Genomic DNA, 16,806 nt, shown 5'->3' on the forward strand with positions numbered 1-16,806 from the left:
CCGGCGCATTCCCCGAACCACCGATTGGCTCTTCACCCGTGTCCGCCACGCCTGACCCGACCACCGCACCCGTCGTCCCGGCCGACGTGAACGCGCTGTCCGAGAAGGTGTGGCCGCCGGACGCCCGGCGAGCCGAAGACGGCTCCCTCACCCTCGGTGGCGTTCCGGTCGCCGATCTTCGACACCGCTTCGGCACGCCGCTGTACGTGATCGACGAGATCGCCGTGCGCAACCGCGCCCGCGAGGTGCGGGAGGCGTTCGATGCGGCCGCCGTGCGCCACGGCACGCGCGCCACGGTGTACTACGCGGGCAAGGCCTTCCTGTGCACCGAGGCGGTGCGCTGGGTGACGGCCGAGGGGCTGAACGTCGACGTCGCCACCGGCGGAGAGCTCGCCGTCGCGCTGGCGGCCGGCACCGACCCGGCACGGCTGGGACTGCACGGCAACAACAAGTCCGAGATCGAACTCACCCGCGCCGTGACCGCGGGCGTCGGAACCGTCGTCGTCGACAGCGGAATCGAGATCGAGCGCCTCGCGTCGATCGCGGCGGGGCATGGCGTCGTGCAGAACGTGGCCGTGCGCGTCAACAGCGGCGTTCACGCCGAGACGCATGACTTCCTCGCCACCGCGCACGAGGACCAGAAGTTCGGTTTCACCCTGTCCGCCGCCGAAGCCGCCGTCGGGCGCATCCGTGAGCTGCCGTCCCTTCGCTTCACGGGGCTTCACTGCCATATCGGCTCGCAGATCTTCGGAGCCGCCGGTTTCGCAGAGTCCGCCTCCCGCGTCATCGGCCTGCACGCACGACTGCTGCGCGACGGCGAGGAGCTCACCGTGAACCTCGGCGGCGGATTCGGCATCGCCTACACCGACGCCGACGAGCCCACGCCCATCGCGGATCTCGCGGACGAGATCATCGCGGCCGTCGCCGAGCAGTGCGCCGACCGGGGCATCCCCGTCCCGCCCCTCGCCTTCGAACCGGGCCGCGCGATCGTCGGCCGCGCCGGCGTCACCCTGTACGAGGTGGGAACCGTCAAGCCGGTGGCGGTCGGTGACGACCTGGAGCGGGTCTACGTGAGCGTCGACGGCGGCATGAGCGACAACGCCCGTCCGGCCCTGTACGGCGCCGCCTACTCCGCACGCCTCGCCTCGCGTCGCAGCGACGCCGCCCCGGCGCTCGCGCGTGTGGTCGGCAAGCACTGCGAAGCGGGCGACATCGTCGTCGACGCCGAGTGGCTGCCCGGGGACGTGACCGCCGGAGACCTGCTCGCCGTGCCCGCCACCGGCGCCTACTGCTTCTCGCTGTCGAGCACCTACAACTACGTTCCGCGCCCTCCCGTGATCGCCGTCGGCGACGGCGCTGCGCGAGTGATCGTGCGCGGCGAGACCATCGACGACCTCCTCGCCCGAGACGCCGGCATGCCGGTGGCCACTACGGAAGGGAACGAATGACCGATTACCGCCGATTGAGGGTGGCGCTGCTGGGCGCCGGAGCCGTCGGATCGCAGGTCGCCGCGCTGCTGCGTCAGCACGGCGACGAGCTCGCCGACCGCGCCGGTGCACGCATCGAGCTGGTCGGGATCGCCGTGCGCGACCCCGACGCCCCGCGCGACACCGAGCTGCCCCGTGAGCTGCTGACGACCGATCCGGAGCCCCTGCTGGTCGGATCCGACATCGTCATCGAGCTGATGGGCGGCATCGAGCCGGCGCGCACGCAGCTGCTGGCCGCGATCAATGCCGGCGCAGACGTCGTCACGGCGAACAAGGCGCTGCTGGCCACCCACGGTCCCGAGCTGTTCGACGCAGCCGATCAGGTGGGAGCCTCGGTCTACTACGAAGCCGCCGCGGCGGGGGCGATCCCCATCATCCGGCCGCTGCGCGACTCCCTCGCCGGTGACCGCGTGCAGCGCATCATGGGCATCGTCAACGGCACGACGAACTACATCCTCGACCGGATGGACCGCGAGGGCGCCGACTTCGCCGATGTGCTCGCCGACGCTCAGCGGCTGGGCTACGCCGAGGCGGATCCGACCGCCGACGTCGAGGGCTACGACGCCGCACAGAAGGCCGCGATCCTCGCGAGCCTGGCCTTCCACACCGCCGTCCCGCTGGACGCTGTGCACCGCGAGGGCATCACCCACATCGACAAGCAGATGATGGATGCCGCGCGCAGCGCCGGCTTCGTGATCAAGCTGCTGGCGGTGTGCGAGCGGCTCGTCGGCGGCGCCGAGGACGGCGGCGACGCCATCTCGGTGCGCGTGTATCCGGCCCTCGTCGACCGGGAGCACCCGCTGGCGAGCGTGCACGGAGCCAACAACGCTGTCTTCGTGCAGGCCGAAGCCGCCGGGAACCTCATGTTCTACGGCGCCGGGGCCGGCGGCGTGCAGACCGCGTCCGCGGTGCTCGGCGACGTCGTCTCCGCGGCGCGGCGCCACATCGCCGGGGGCGTCGGCGTCGGCGAGTCCACCCGTGCGAACCTGCCGGTGGTGCCCATCGGCCAGATGACCACCCGCTACCAGATCACCCTCGAGGTGAACGACCAGCCCGGCGTGCTCGCCACGGTCGCGGGCCTGCTCAGCGACGGGCGCGTGTCGATCGCGACGGTCGAGCAGACGCCGGCCGGCGACGGCGACACCGCCGTGGTCCCCACCGGTGAGGCGGCGTACCGCGAGACCGGCACGGCGCGGCTGGTCATCGGCACGCACACGGCACGAGAACAAGACCTCAGCGAGACCGTCGAGCGTCTCGCCTCGAGCGGGGTCGTCGAACGCGTGGTCTCGGTGCTGCGCGTGGAAGGAGACTGAGATGGCACACGTCTGGCGCGGAGTCCTCCGCGAGTATGCCGACCGGCTCGGCGTCACCGACGCCTCGACCGTGGTCACCCTCGGCGAGGGCGGAACGCCGCTGCTGCCCGCCCCGGCGCTGTCGCGCCGCACCGGCACCGACGTCTGGGTGAAGTACGAGGGCATGAACCCGACCGGCTCCTTCAAGGACCGCGGGATGACCGTCGCGCTCTCGCGCGCCGTCGAGCACGGCGCGAAGGCCGTCATCTGCGCGTCCACCGGCAACACGTCGGCGTCCGCGGCCGCGTACGCCGCGCACGCCGGCATCACCGCGGCGGTGCTGGTGCCCGAGGGCAAGATCGCCATGGGCAAGCTCAGCCAGGCCGTCGCGCACAACGGCCGCCTCATCCAGATCCGCGGCAACTTCGACGACTGCCTCGAGATCGCGCGGGAGCTCGCCGACCACTACCCGGTGCACCTGGTCAACAGCGTCAATCCCGATCGCATCGAGGGTCAGAAGACCGCGGCCTACGAGATCGTCGAGACGCTCGGCGACGCGCCCGACTTCCACTTCATCCCCGTCGGCAACGCCGGCAACTACACCGCCTACTCCCGCGGCTACCGCGAAGAGGCCGAGCGCGGCGCCGCCACACGCGTGCCGCGCATGTTCGGCTTCCAGGCGGCCGGCAGCGCGCCCCTCGTCCGCGGCGAGGTCGTGAAGAACCCCGATACGATCGCCAGCGCCATCCGCATCGGCAACCCCGCGTCGTGGGATCTCGCCCTCGAGGCGCGGGAGGCGACCGACGGCTGGTTCGGCGCGATCGACGACGACCGCATCCTCGCCGCACAGAAGCTGCTGGCGGGCGAGGTGGGCATCTTCGTCGAGCCGGCCTCGGCGATCAGCGTGGCCGGGCTGCTGGACCGTGTCGACCAGGGTGTCGTACCCGCGGGGTCGCGCGTCGTGCTCACGGTCACCGGCCACGGCCTGAAGGACCCGCAGTGGGCCCTCCGCAACGCCGACGGCACGCAGGTGGAGCCCACCGTCGTCGACGCGACCACGTCCGAGGTCGCCTCGGTGCTGGATCTCGTGCCGGAGGCCTCGGCGTGACCACACCCGACGGGTCGCGCTCCGTCGTGGTGCGCGTGCCGGCGACCAGTGCCAACCTGGGTCCCGGCTTCGACACGCTCGGCCTCGCGCTGAGCGTGTACGACGAACTCGTGGTGGACCAGCTCGACACCGACGCGATCGAGATCGAGGTCGAGGGCGAGGGTGGAGCCGAAGTGCCCCGCGACGAGTCCCACCTCGTCATCCGCTCGATGCGCTACGCGTACGAGGCCATGGGGCGACGGATGCCCGGCGTGCGCCTGCGGGCCCGGAACGTCATCCCGCACGGCCGGGGGATGGGATCCTCCGGTGCCGCTGTCGTCGCGGGGCTGCTGGCGGCGAAGGGCCTTCTCACCGGAGACGTCGAGATCGGCGAGAACACGCTGCTGCGCCTCGCGACCGAGCTGGAGGGGCACCCCGACAACGTCGCCCCCGCGCTCTTCGGCGGCCTCACCATCGCGTGGATGGACGAGGGGGTCCCCGAGCACAAGAAGCTCCTCGTGCACCGCGGGGTCGCACCTCTCGTGCTCGTGCCGGAATTCACGATGTCCACGAGCGTGGCCAGGAGTCTGCAGCCCCTGCAGGTGCCGCGCGAGGACGCCGTCTTCAACGTCTCGCGCTCCGCCCTCCTCATCGCCGCGCTCACGCAGAGCCCCGAACTGCTGCTGGCGGCCACCGAGGACAAGCTGCACCAGAACTACCGTGCCCAGGCGATGCCCGAGACCGATCGACTGGTGCGCGCGCTCCGCGCGGACGGCTTCGCCGCCGTCGTGTCGGGAGCCGGGCCCAGCGTGCTCGTGCTCGCCGACGGTCCGGGCCGGCGGCTCGAGGCGGCGGCCCTGGCAGCCGACGCGGTCGACACCCCGTGGGATGCGCGGATGCTCGCCGTGGATTTCAAGGGTGGTACAGTGAGGAACAACGCGGAGGGTTCCACGTCATCGTGAATCTGGCCTCCGTCGCATTTCTGCGAAATCACCGCACAGCCCCCGGTACGTTGCCGGCTCTCTGAATCGGCACGCGGCACCCGATCCTTCGGGGGAAGCCGGGGACCTTCTCTGCGCGCGTGCGGTCGCGCATTCCAATCGTTCACAAGGGAGAACTCGTGGAGTCCATCTCCGAGATCCACACCGACGCCGCAGAGGCGTCCGCCGACACCTCGTCGGCATCCACCGCGTCGGCTCCGGCCGATACTGCTCCGGCTGCGGCCGAGAACGCTGCGGCGTCAGAGACGGCGGGGGAGCAGGCCGGCGACGCGCCGGCCGAGAAGCCCGCCCGGGCACCGCGCAAGCGCACTCCGCGTCGCGCGAAGAGCACCGACGCTCCGGCCTCCGACGACTCCGCGGCTGCCGAGGCCGCCCCGGACGCAGCACCGACGCCGTCCGACGATGCGGCTCCTGCCTCCACGGGGGGCTCGCCGGCCGCCGGAGACGCGGATGCCTCGTCCGACACCCCGGAGAAGCCGGCCAAGAAGCCGGCACGCGCCCGCAAGGGACGCGGCAAGGCGGCCTCGGCCGACGCCGAAGAGTCCGGGTCGACCGAGGGCTCCGAGTCGACAGGCTCGCAGCCGAAGGGCGACGACGCGAAGGCCGATGACGCGTCGAAGGGCGGCTCAGCGCCCACCGAGGCAGCCCAGAAGTCCGCCGCCGAGAGCGACGGCGACACGGGCGGCAAGAGCGACGCGACGACGAACGACGACGCCGGCGCCGGTCAGACCAAGAGCGACAACGAGGGCGGGAACGGGCAGGACGGCTCGGACGGCGAGTCCTCGGGCCGCGGTCGCAGCCGCAACCGCAACCGCAACCGGAACCGGAACGCGAACCAGGGACAGAATCAGAACTCCGGCTCGCAGAACAGCGGCCAGAACGCGCAGAACGACGGCGACGACGACGGCCAGGGCTCCGGTCGTGGCCGGCAGCGCAACAAGCGCCGCGGTCAGAACGGCGGCGACGAGTTCGAGACCGAGATCAGCGAGGACGACGTCCTCATCCCGGTCGCGGGCATCCTCGATGTGCTCGACAACTACGCGTTCGTCCGCACCACCGGCTACCTCCCCGGCTCGAGCGACGTCTACGTCTCGCTCGGCCAGGTCAAGAAGTACAACCTGCGCAAGGGCGACGCCGTCGTGGGCGCCATCAAGCAGCCGCGCGAGGGCGAGCAGTCGAGCCGGCAGAAGTACAACGCGCTGGTGAAGGTCGACGCGGTCAACGGGCTGTCGGTCGACGACGCCGCCGACCGGGTCGAGTTCGGCAAGCTCACGCCGCTCTACCCGCAGGAGCGTCTGCGCCTGGAGACGGCCCCCGAGAAGCTGACCCAGCGCATCATCGACCTCGTCGCGCCCATCGGCAAGGGGCAGCGCGGTCTCATCGTCGCGCCGCCCAAGGCCGGCAAGACGATCGTGCTGCAGCAGATCGCGAACGCGATCGCGCACAACAACCCCGAGGTCCACCTCATGGTGGTGCTGGTCGACGAGCGCCCCGAAGAGGTCACCGACATGCAGCGCACGGTCAAGGGCGAGGTCATCGCGTCGACCTTCGACCGTCCCGCCGAGGACCACACCACGGTGGCCGAGCTCGCGATCGAGCGCGCGAAGCGCCTTGTCGAGCTGGGTCGCGACGTCGTCGTGCTGCTGGACTCGATCACCCGTCTCGGGCGCGCCTACAACATCTCGGCGCCGACGTCGGGCCGGGTGCTCACCGGCGGAGTGGACGCCTCGGCGCTCTACCCGCCCAAGCGCTTCTTCGGCGCGGCGCGCAACATCGAGAACGGCGGGTCGCTCACGATCCTCGCGACGGCCCTCGTCGAGACCGGCTCCAAGATGGACGACGTCATCTTCGAGGAGTTCAAGGGAACCGGAAACAGCGAGCTGCGCCTGAACCGTCAGCTGGCCGACAAGCGGATCTTCCCCGCCGTCGACGTCAACGCGTCGAGCACGCGCCGCGAGGAGATGCTCCTGTCGAACGACGAGGTCAAGATCACCTGGAAGCTGCGGCGGGCCCTCGCGGGGCTGGAACCCCAGCAGGCGCTCGAGGTCGTGCTGGGCAAGCTCAAGGAGACCCAGTCGAACGTCGAGTTCCTCGTGCAGATGCAGAAGTCGATCCCCGCGCCCGCCCACGGGGGCAACGGCGCGCACGGATCCGACAACAGCATCCGCTGACCCGCGGAGGTCGGCGTGTTCGAGTCCGTCCAGGGGCTGATCGAGGAGTACCGCGACGTCGAGCGCGAGCTGTCGGATCCGGCGGTGCACGCGGATGCGGCGCGCGCGAAGCGCGTGAACCGTCGGTATGCCGAGTTGTCGCGCATCGTGCGCGCCTACGAGGCGTGGACGGCCTCGGGCGACGACCTCGAAGCGGCGCGCGAACTCGCGCGGGAGGACGATGCCTTCGCCGCGGAGGTGCCGGCCCTCGAGGAGGAGCGCGCCCGGCTGCAGGAGAAGCTGCGGCGCCTGCTGATCCCTCGCGACCCCGACGATGCCCGTGACGTGATCATGGAGATCAAGGCGGGGGAGGGCGGCGCCGAGAGTGCCCTGTTCGCCGCGGACCTGCTGCGCATGTACCTGCAGTACGCCGCATCGAAGGGCTGGAAGACCGAGCTGCTGGAGCGGGACGAATCCGACCTCGGTGGCTACAAGAACGTGCAGGTCGCGATCAAGGGGGCGTCTTCCGACCCGGCGCAGGGTGTGTGGGCGCACCTGAAGTACGAGGGCGGAGTGCACCGCGTGCAGCGTGTCCCGGCGACGGAGTCGCAGGGGCGCATCCACACCTCGACGACCGGCGTGCTGGTGTTCCCCGAAGTCGACGAGCCCGACGAGGTCGAGATCAACCCGAACGATCTCAAGATCGACGTCTACCGGTCGTCGGGTCCGGGCGGACAGTCGGTGAACACGACGGACTCCGCCGTGCGGATCACGCACGTGCCGACCGGGATCGTCGTGTCGATGCAGAACGAGAAGTCGCAGCTGCAGAACCGCGAGGCGGGGATGCGCGTGCTGCGGGCACGGCTGCTCGCCCGTCAGCAGGAGGAGCGCGATGCTCAGGCGGCCGACGCGCGCAAGTCGCAGATCCGCGGGATGGACCGTTCCGAGCGCATCCGCACCTACAACTTCCCCGAGAACCGCATCGCCGACCACCGCACGGGGTACAAGGCCTACAACCTCGACCACGTCATGGACGGTGCCCTCGAGCCGGTGATCGAATCCGCGATCACGGCCGACGAGGAGGCGCGTCTGGCGTCACTCGCCGGCGACTCCTGAGACACGCCTGACGGCCGGACCTGCCGGCCGGGAGCCGGTCCACAACTCCTCAGGGCCCGGACCTGCCGCCCGGATGCGGTTCACAACTCCTCGAATCCGGGCGTGACGGCGCCGTGCGGCGTCGCTCGCCCGGCCTATCGGCCCGGAAGTGAGGAGTTGTGAACGGCGGAGACACGCCACCGGGAGCGGCGGAGGCTCAGATCACGTACTCGGGAGCGGCGAGGAGAGCGCGGGTGTCGACGTCGGCCGTCCTCGGGCGGGGCTTGGCGGGCACACCCACGAGGATGCTGTCGGCCGGTGCGCTCTTGGTGACCACCGCGTTGGCTCCGACGACGCTTCCCGCGCCGATCGTGATGGGACCGAGGATCTTCGCACCGGCACCGACGGCGACGCCGTCTTCCAGAGTCGGATGGCGCTTGCCGCCGTTGCGCTGACGTCCACCCAGCGTGACGCCGTGGTAGAGCATGACGTCATCGCCGACCTCGGCCGTCTCGCCGACGACGACCCCCATGCCGTGGTCGATGAAGAACCGGCGTCCGATGCTCGCGCCGGGGTGGATCTCGATGCCGGTGAGCCATCGGGTCAGCTGCGATCCCGCGCGCGCGACGAAGCGGAAACGTCGCGTCCACAGGGCATGCCAGACCCGGTGGCCCCACACGGCGTGGAGTCCGGGGTACAGCAGCGCGATCTCGACCGCCGAGCGCGCGGCCGGGTCGCGCAGCTTCGCGGCGGCGAGGTCGTCGCGAACGTCGGACCACAGGCCCATCCGCTCAGTCCTCCACGAGGTCGGCATACAGCGGGGTCGACAGGTACCGCTCGCCGAACGAGGGGATGATCACGACGATGTTCTTGCCCGCCGCCTCCGGGCGTGCGGCGACCTGCAGGGCTGCCCAGATTGCGGCGCCGCTGGACATGCCGACGAGGATGCCGTCCTTCGCCGCGGTCTCGCGCGCCAGTCGCAGCGCGTCGTCGAGCTCGACGTCGATGACCTCGTCGATGACGTCGCGGTCGAGGATGGCCGGAACGAAGTTCGGGCCGATGCCCTGGATCTTGTGCGGCCCCGGAGTGCCCTCGGTCAGCAGCGGCGAGTCCTTGGGCTCGACGGCGATGACCTTCGCGCCGGGCACCTTCTCCTTGAGCACCTGGCCGACGCCGGTGATGGTGCCGCCGGTGCCGATGCCGGCGACGAAGTAGTCGACCGCGCCGTCGGTGTCGCGCAGGATCTCCTCCGCCGTGGTCCTGCGGTGGATCGCCGGGTTCGCCTCATTGGCGAACTGCTTGGCGAGGATGGCGCCGGGGGTCTTCGCCGCGACCGCCTCGGCCTCCTCGACCGCGCCCTTCATGCCCTTGGCCGGGTCGGTGAGCACGAGCTCGGCGCCGAAGGCCTTCAGCAGCATGCGGCGCTCCTTCGACATCGAGGCGGGCATCGTGAGCACCACCTTGTAGCCGCGCGCCGCGCCGACCATCGCCAGGGCGATCCCGGTGTTGCCGCTGGTGGCCTCGACGATCGTGCCGCCGGCGGTCAGGTCGCCCGAGGCCTCGGCGGCATCGACGATGGCGACACCGAGGCGGTCCTTGACGCTGGAGGCGGGGTTGTAGAACTCGAGCTTGGCCAGGATGTTGGCCTCGGTGCCCTCGGCCACCCGGTTCAGCCGGACGAGAGGGGTGTCACCGAAGGCGGAGGTGATGTCGGAGTGGATGCCGGGCATTGCGTGCCTTTCGCTGTCGACGGGTTCGAGGGGAACAGTCCGAGCCTAGGCGAGGCGAAACCCGACGGCGCGATTATGTCGCAACCGCGCCCGCCGTCGCCGCGGCGGCATCGCGCGCCCGCCTAAGCTGTACAGGTCATGCCCTCCTCCGACGCATCCGCCCCGGTGTCCGAGGCGCTCCGCCACGCCTCCTCGCGACTGGAGCGCGCCGGCGTCATCGACGCGATCGTCGACGCGGAGTTGCTCCTCGGTCACGTGCTCGCGCTCTCTCGCGGGGGAGTGCAGGCGGCCGCGTTCCGCGGTGACGGCCTCACGAGCGCGCAGGCGGATGACTTCGCGGACCTCGTCGAACGGCGCGCGACCCGCGTTCCCCTGCAGCATCTCACCGGCGTCGCCCCGTTCCGCTCCCTCGAGCTGAGCGTCGGACCCGGGGTCTTCGTGCCGCGACCGGAGACGGAGATCGTCGCGCAGCTCGCCATCGACGCCCTGCGGGCGGCCGCGGCCCCCGAGCCGATCGCGGTCGATCTCGGCACCGGCAGCGGCGCCCTCGCGCTCGCCATGGCGACGGAGGTGCCGCACGCCCGGGTGCACGCCGCGGAGAACTCCGTCGACGCGTTCGTGTGGGCGAAGGAGAACTTCGCCCGGTGGGGAGGCGACAACGCGAGCGTGGCGTTCATCGATCTCGCCGACGCCTTCCACGAGCTCGACGGCACCGTGTCCGTGGTCGCCTCCAACCCGCCGTACGTGCCTGACGACGCGATCCCGCGAGACCCGGAGGTGCGCCATCACGATCCCGCCGCGGCGCTGTACGGAGGTCCCGACGGACTCGACGTCATCCGGGTGATCAGCCGGGTCGGCCTGCGGCTGGCGCACCCGGGCGGCACGATCGTCCTCGAGCACGGTGAATGGCAGGGGGAGGCGATCCGCGCCGTCTTGGAAAACGATGGCTGGCGTGCGGCCGCGACCCACCCGGACCTGACCATGCGCGACCGCGCCACCACTGCCGTCCGACCCTGATCGGTGGATGCCCCCGGCCGTGGGGAGTGCGCAGGAGTTGCGCCTAGAATCATGTCGTCATGTCCTCCCTCTTCGACTGCCGGAACGAGTCCGAGCTCCTGGCCGGCATGCGCCGGGCGCGCCAGGCCATCGGCCGAGGCGATCTGATCGTCGTCCCCACCGACACCGTGTACGGCATCGCCGCCGACGCGTTCTCGGCGTCCGCCGTGCAGCGTCTGCTGGAGGCGAAGGGCCGCGGCCGGCAGTCGCCGCCGCCGGTGCTGGTCGGGGGAGTGGACACGCTCCGCGCGCTCGTGTCGGAGGTCCCGGAGGCCGTCGAACGGCTCGTGGCGGAGTTCTGGCCGGGCGGGCTGACCATCGTGCTTCCCGCGCAGCCGTCGCTGTCGTGGGACCTCGGCGACACCCACGGCACCGTGGCGGTCCGGATGCCCGATCATCGGCTCACCCTCGAGCTGCTCGAGGAGACGGGACCGCTGGCGGTCTCCAGCGCCAACCTCACCGGCAGGCCGGCCGCGGTGGCGGTGCTCGACGCCATGGCGATGCTCGGCGACAGTGTCTCCACGTACCTCGACGACGGCCCGAGCGCGACCGGGGTCGCCTCCACGATCGTCGACGCGACCTCGCTGGTCGTCGGTCCCGAGCCCGTGGTGCGCGTGCTGCGGGAGGGGGCGATCTCCCGGGAGCGTCTGCGCGACGTGCTCGGCGACCTCCTCGAGCCCGACGAGTCTCAGGTCGAGGAGGCGCCCGGACCCGTTTCCGGCGGCGACTCGTGAAGCAGTACCTGTTCACGGTCCTGCTCACCGCCGCCGTCACCCTCGCCCTGTCGTGGGCGGTGTGGCGACTCAGCCTCCGCTTCAAGCTGTACCCCGGCATCCGCGAGCGCGACGTCCACAAGACGCCCACGCCGCGCCTCGGGGGCATCGCGATGTTCCTCGGAGTCGTCACGGCGTTCCTCGTGTCGTCGCAGCATCCGTTCTTCCAGATCTTCTGGGCCGATCCGCGCCCGGTCTACGCGATCCTGGCCGCGACCGCCCTCATCGTGCTCGTGGGCGTCGCCGACGACCTGTGGGATCTCGACTGGATGATCAAGCTCGGCGCGCAGTTCGTCGCCGCCGGAATCATCGCGTGGTTCGGCGAGTTGCAGATCTATGCGCTCCCCATCGGCGGGATCTCCCTCTGGTCGGGGTGGGTGAGCTTCACCATCACCGTGTTCGCGATCGTCGTCGTCATGAACGCCGTGAACTTCATCGACGGGCTCGACGGGCTCGTGGCCGGAGTGTGCCTCATCGCCAACGGCGTGTTCTTCGCGTACTCCTACCTGCTCGTGCGCGACACCGGCGCCAGCAGCTACTTCAACCTCGCCTCGTTCATCGCGGCCGTCCTGGTGGGCGCCTGCATCGGCTTCCTCCCCCTGAATTGGAATCCCGCGAAGATGTTCATGGGCGATTCCGGCGCGCTCATGCTCGGTCTGCTGATGGCGACCTCGGCGATCGCGATCACGGGACAGCTGGATCCGGCGATCATCGGCGACAACGACGTGTTCGGCCGCTCGCAGCTGCTCGGTGCATTCATCCCGATCCTGCTGCCGATCGTCGTGGTGATCCTGCCTCTGCTCGATTTCGGCCTGGCGGTGATCCGCCGCATGGGAGCGGGCAAGAGCCCGTTCTCTCCCGATCGCAAGCACCTCCATCACCGCATGCTCGACATGGGTCACAGCGATCGCGACGCCGTCCTGATCTTCTACGCGTGGACGGCGGTCGTGAGCCTCGCCTTCCTCCTGATGTACATCGGCACCGCGCAGGAGTGGCCGGGAGACTACCTGCTCGGCGTCGTGTTCGGCGCCGTCGGCGTCGTCGCGTGCCTCGTCGTCACCCTCCTGCCCTCCCGTCGCTCCGCCATCAGCCCGAAGGAAGCCGTATGAGCCCTCATCCCGTCTCGAGCACTCCGATCCTGCGCACGGCGCTGGTGTGGTCCGGAGCCGTCACCGCCGTTCTGGCGATCGCAGCCGCCGTGATCGGCTTCCTGGTGGCCGGAACCGAAGGCTTCTGGAGCGGGCTGGCCGGTGTGCTGATCGCCGCGGTCTTCCTCGGCATCACCGCCGCGAGCATCCTCATCGCCAACCGGTGGTACGGCGACCCGCTCTACGTGCCGGTCTTCTTCGGCATCGTGCTCGGCGGATGGCTCCTCAAGCTCGTCCTGTTCATCGTGGCGCTGCTCGTGCTGCGCGATCAGGCATGGGTCGCGCCCGCGGTGTTCTTCGTCGCTCTCGTCGTGAGCGTCATGGCCTCTCTCGCCGTCGACGTCGTGGTTCTGCTGAAGATGCGCATCCCGCACGTGAGCGATGTGTCGTTGCCGGGTGCGGACGACCGCGGCGGGCCCGATTCGGACGCGGACTCGGGGGCGCCCCGAGTTTGATAGTGTTGTTCCGCGCCCGCGCTCTCTTCGTGAGCAGCTCGCGGATGACTCTCACCGACCATCGTCGCTACGGTACCCACCGTCGCCCCGAAGCTGGAGCCAGCGCTGATCACTCAAGCTGCGACACTGATCGCCACCGCCACGTCCACTGACGACGAATTCCACCCGCCGTCGATCGCGGACTTCTTCCCTCCGGCGATCTTCTTCGAGGGCACCGCCTTCGAGATCACCCGCATCAACCTGGCGCAGTTCCTCGCGACCGCCGTCCTGGTGATCCTGTTCCTCGTCGGAACCCGGCGGCTGAAGCTCGTCCCCGGCCGCTTCCAGAGCGTCATCGAGATGGCGCTGGACTTCGTCCGCGTCAACATCGCCGAGGACCTGCTGGGCAAGAAGGACGGCCAGCGCTTCCTGCCGATCCTCACGACGATGTTCTTCATGATCCTGTTCATGAACCTGACGGGCATCATCCCCGGCATCAACATCGCCGGCACGAGCGTCATCGCCGTTCCGCTCCTGCTCGCCGTCATCGCCTACGTGACCTTCATCTACGCCGGCATCCGCAAGAGCCCGGGCAACTTCTTCAAGAACTCCCTCATGCCCTCCGGCGTGCCGTGGCCGCTGTACATCATCATCATCCCGCTCGAGTTCCTCTCGACGTTCATCATCCGCCCGGTCACGCTCACCCTGCGTCTGCTGATGAACATGATCGTCGGGCACCTGATGCTGGTGCTGTTCTTCTCCGCCACGCAGTACTTCGTCTTCACCCTCGGAGGCCTGTGGACCGTGCTCGGCGCGGGCACGCTCGCCTTCGGCTTCGTCTTCACCCTGTTCGAACTCCTGGTGGCTTTCCTCCAGGCGTACGTCTTCACCATCCTCACCGCGGTCTACATCCAGCTCGCGGTTGCGGAAGAGCACTGAGCGGGCCGGCACACGCCGTCCCACCCAACCGAAAGGAAACACCCCCGTGGACGCAACTACGGTTCTCGCCCAGGTGACGGGCTCCATCGCGAGCGTCGGTTACGGCCTGGCCGCCATCGGTCCCGCCATCGGCGTGGGCATCGTCGTCGGCAAGACCATCGAGGGCGTGGCTCGTCAGCCCGAGCTCGCCGGTCGCCTGCAGGTCCTGATGTTCATCGGTATCGCCTTCACCGAGGCGCTCGCCTTCATCGGTATCGCCACCGGCTTCATCTTCGGCTTCTAAGCAGACCCCGCACACGTAAGGAGACAGGATGCAAGAGCTTCTTGTCACACTCGCCGCGGAAGAAGGCGAGACGCCGAGCCCGCTGATCCCCGCGATCTACGACATCACCTGGTCGGCGGTGTGCTTCGTCGTCATCCTCTTCATCTTCTGGCGCGTCGTGCTGCCGCGGATGAACAAGCTGCTCGACGAGCGCTCGACCGCGATCGAGGGCAACATCGCCAAGGCCGACGAGGCGCAGCGCAAGGCCGAGGCCGCGCTGCAGGAGTACACCGCTGCACTCGCCGACGCCCGCAAGGAAGCCGGTGAGATCCGCGACGCCGCCCGTGAGGACGGCAAGAAGATCGTCGCCGAGGCGAAGGACTCCGCAGCGAGCGAGGCGGCGCGCATCACCGCGTCGGCGCACTCGCAGATCGAGGCGGAGCGCCAGGCGGCGCTCGTGTCGCTGCGCGGAGAGGTCGGCACGCTCGCGCTCGATCTCGCCGGCGGCGTGATCGGAGAGACGCTGTCCGACGACGCGAAGGCTCAGGCCGTCGTCGACCGCTTCCTCGCCGACCTCGAGGCCGAGAAGGCGGCGCAGTAATGGGCAGCGCGACCACTCAGGCGCTCGCGGGCACCACCGCGGCGCTCGGCTCCGCGTCCGGCGTCGACATCGACGTCGCGCGCGAGCTGTTCGCCGCGGCTCGGTCGGTCGGCGACACCTCCGCACTGAGCGGCGCGCTGGCCGACTCCGCAGCGGCACCGGCCCCGCGGGCGAAGGTCGTCGCCGACGTGTTCGGCGCGGCGCTCCGCCCGGTCTCGGTGTCGCTGCTGACCGCAGCGGTCTCCGAGCGCTGGTCGTCGGCCTCCGACATGGTCGACGGGCTCGAAGAGCTCGCAATCCGTGCCGCAGCCGTCGCAGAGCCGGCCGCGCCGGTCGAAGACGAGCTCTTCCGCTTCACGCGGACGGTGGCGGAGAACCCGGAGCTCGAACTGGCGCTCGGCAGCCGACTCGGCGACGCATCCGCCAAGGGTGCCCTCGTCGACACGCTGCTGACCGGACGCTCGAGCGAGGCAGCACGGCTGATCGTCTCCTCGCTCGTGCAGCAGCCGCGGGAGCGCCGCGTGCGACAGCTCGTGGCCAACGCGATGCGCGTGGTCGCCGACCAGCGCGGCCGCACGGTCGCGACGGTCTCCTCGGCCGCGCCGCTCAGCGACGCCCAGGTCCAGCGCCTGTCGGCGACGCTGTCGAAGCGGTACGGCACCGAGGTCGCGATCAACACCGTCGTGGACCCCGCGGTCATCGGCGGCGTGCGGGTGCAGATCGCGAACGACGTCATCGACGCCAGCGTGTCCACGCGCCTGGCCGAACTCCGGCAGCGACTGGCCGGCTAACAGACTTCCCGCCGCAAGGCGGAGGCTTCGGGCCACGGCCCCACACAGAAGTAGTGAGTACAAAGGGAAGACAATGGCAGAACTCTCTATCAGCCCCGACGTCATCCGTGACGCGCTGAAGGACTTCGTCGCCGCCTACGAGCCCACCGGGGCCGCGGCGACGGAGGTCGGCACCGTCGTGGACGCCGCGGACGGCATCGCCCACGTCGAGGGCCTGCCCGGCGTCATGGCCAACGAACTGGTCGTGTTCGAGGACGGCACGCAGGGTCTCGCCCTGAACCTCGACGAGCACGAGATCGGTGTCGTCGTGCTCGGCGACTTCGCCGGCATCGAAGCCGGCCAGCAGGTCACGCGCACCGGCGAGGTGCTCTCGGTGCCCGTCGGCGACGGCTACCTCGGCCGCGTGGTCGACCCGCTCGGCAACGCGATCGACGGACTCGGCGACATCGCCTCGATCGGGCGCCGCGCGCTCGAGCTGCAGGCTCCCGGCGTCATGCAGCGCAAGAGCGTGCACGAGCCGATGCAGACCGGCATCAAGGCGATCGACGCGATGATCCCGATCGGCCGCGGCCAGCGCCAGCTGATCATCGGCGACCGCCAGACCGGCAAGACGGCCATCGCGATCGACACGATCATCAACCAGAAGGCCAACTGGGAGTCGGGCGACCCGACCAAGCAGGTGCGCTGCATCTACGTCGCCATCGGTCAGAAGGGCTCGACCATCGCTTCGGTGAAGGGCGCTCTCGAGGACGCCGGTGCGATGGAGTACACCACCATCGTCGCCGCACCCGCGTCGGACCCCGCCGGCTTCAAGTACCTCGCTCCGTACACCGGCTCGGCCATCGGTCAGCACTGGATGTACGACGGCAAGCACGTCCTCATCATCTTCGACGACCTGTCGAAGCAGGCCGAGGCGTACCGCGCCGTGTCGCTGCTGCTGCGCCGCCCGCCGGGCCGCGA

Annotated in this window: 16 protein-coding genes and 1 pseudogene; 15 read left to right on the forward strand and 2 right to left on the reverse strand. The window is 70.1% G+C overall.

The genetic code is table 11. The features are described 5' to 3' along the window. The first annotated feature begins 38 nt into the window (after positions 1–38). The 6 genes from lysA to prfA all read left to right on the forward strand — a co-directional run bounded on the left by lysA (position 39) and on the right by prfA (position 8,133). Positions 39–1,448: a diaminopimelate decarboxylase gene (gene lysA, locus B3S45_RS12795; RefSeq protein WP_194383442.1), complete on the forward strand. Its 1,410-nt coding sequence runs from the start codon at positions 39–41 to the stop codon at positions 1,446–1,448. Further along, entirely contained in the window at positions 1,445–2,800 is a 1,356-nt protein-coding gene (locus tag B3S45_RS12800; RefSeq protein WP_194383441.1) for a homoserine dehydrogenase, read from the forward strand. Before lysA ends, B3S45_RS12800 begins: the two co-directional genes overlap by 4 nt. Position 2,801: 1 nt before the next feature. Continuing rightward, positions 2,802–3,887 carry a threonine synthase gene (thrC, locus tag B3S45_RS12805; protein WP_194383440.1) on the forward strand — a complete coding sequence of 362 codons (1,086 nt, stop codon included), beginning with the start codon at positions 2,802–2,804 and terminating at the stop codon, positions 3,885–3,887. Further along, on the forward strand, positions 3,884–4,828 hold the full coding sequence (thrB, locus tag B3S45_RS12810; protein ID WP_194383439.1) for a homoserine kinase: 945 nt from the start codon (positions 3,884–3,886) through the stop codon (positions 4,826–4,828). Before thrC ends, thrB begins: the two co-directional genes overlap by 4 nt. A 158-nt stretch (positions 4,829–4,986) precedes the next feature. After that, positions 4,987–7,038, forward strand: coding sequence for a transcription termination factor Rho (gene rho, locus B3S45_RS12815; protein WP_286721056.1), 2,052 nt, complete (start codon positions 4,987–4,989; stop codon positions 7,036–7,038). Between the two features lie 15 nt (positions 7,039–7,053). Further along, the gene (prfA, locus tag B3S45_RS12820; RefSeq protein ID WP_071045317.1) at positions 7,054–8,133 is read left to right on the forward strand and encodes a peptide chain release factor 1; all 1,080 of its coding nucleotides are present in this window, start codon (positions 7,054–7,056) and stop codon (positions 8,131–8,133) included. A gap of 196 nt (positions 8,134–8,329) precedes the next feature. Here the strand turns inward: prfA and epsC are convergent, their stop codons facing one another. Further along, a complete protein-coding gene (gene epsC, locus B3S45_RS12825) occupies positions 8,330–8,899 on the reverse strand; it encodes a serine O-acetyltransferase EpsC (protein ID WP_083336586.1) in 570 nt (189 codons plus the stop codon). A gap of 4 nt (positions 8,900–8,903) precedes the next feature. Next, on the reverse strand, positions 8,904–9,842 hold the full coding sequence (cysK, locus tag B3S45_RS12830; RefSeq protein WP_286721059.1) for a cysteine synthase A: 939 nt from the start codon (positions 9,840–9,842) through the stop codon (positions 8,904–8,906). 138 nt (positions 9,843–9,980) lie between these two features. On the opposite strand from cysK, the gene prmC reads away from it, so the two are divergent. From prmC to B3S45_RS12875, 9 genes and pseudogenes are all read left to right on the forward strand, one after another. Next, a complete protein-coding gene (gene prmC, locus B3S45_RS12835; RefSeq protein ID WP_286721061.1) occupies positions 9,981–10,859 on the forward strand; it encodes a peptide chain release factor N(5)-glutamine methyltransferase in 879 nt (292 codons plus the stop codon). Between the two features lie 59 nt (positions 10,860–10,918). Beyond that, entirely contained in the window at positions 10,919–11,632 is a 714-nt protein-coding gene (locus tag B3S45_RS12840; protein WP_194383435.1) for an L-threonylcarbamoyladenylate synthase, read from the forward strand. Next, positions 11,629–12,780: an MraY family glycosyltransferase gene (locus B3S45_RS12845; protein WP_194383434.1), complete on the forward strand. Its 1,152-nt coding sequence runs from the start codon at positions 11,629–11,631 to the stop codon at positions 12,778–12,780. Before B3S45_RS12840 ends, B3S45_RS12845 begins: the two co-directional genes overlap by 4 nt. After that, positions 12,777–13,274, forward strand: coding sequence for a hypothetical protein (locus B3S45_RS12850; RefSeq protein WP_286721065.1), 498 nt, complete (start codon positions 12,777–12,779; stop codon positions 13,272–13,274). Before B3S45_RS12845 ends, B3S45_RS12850 begins: the two co-directional genes overlap by 4 nt. 105 nt (positions 13,275–13,379) lie before the next feature. Beyond that, a complete protein-coding gene (gene atpB / locus B3S45_RS12855) occupies positions 13,380–14,192 on the forward strand; it encodes a F0F1 ATP synthase subunit A (protein WP_228481101.1) in 813 nt (270 codons plus the stop codon). A 46-nt stretch (positions 14,193–14,238) separates the two neighbouring features. Further along, positions 14,239–14,475, forward strand: coding sequence for a F0F1 ATP synthase subunit C (gene atpE, locus B3S45_RS12860; RefSeq protein WP_071045310.1), 237 nt, complete (start codon positions 14,239–14,241; stop codon positions 14,473–14,475). A gap of 28 nt (positions 14,476–14,503) precedes the next feature. Further along, complete coding sequence (locus B3S45_RS12865) at positions 14,504–15,055, forward strand: F0F1 ATP synthase subunit B (RefSeq protein ID WP_194383432.1); 552 nt, start codon at positions 14,504–14,506, stop codon at positions 15,053–15,055. Further along, a complete protein-coding gene (locus B3S45_RS12870; protein WP_286721068.1) occupies positions 15,055–15,846 on the forward strand; it encodes a F0F1 ATP synthase subunit delta in 792 nt (263 codons plus the stop codon). Before B3S45_RS12865 ends, B3S45_RS12870 begins: the two co-directional genes overlap by 1 nt. A 73-nt stretch (positions 15,847–15,919) precedes the next feature. Then, positions 15,920–16,806 (forward strand): annotated as a pseudogene (locus B3S45_RS12875) (F0F1 ATP synthase subunit alpha); the annotation flags it as partial.

The organism is Microbacterium sp. UBA1612 (assembly GCF_002321605.1).
GTDB lineage: Bacteria > Actinomycetota > Actinomycetes > Actinomycetales > Microbacteriaceae > Microbacterium > Microbacterium luteum.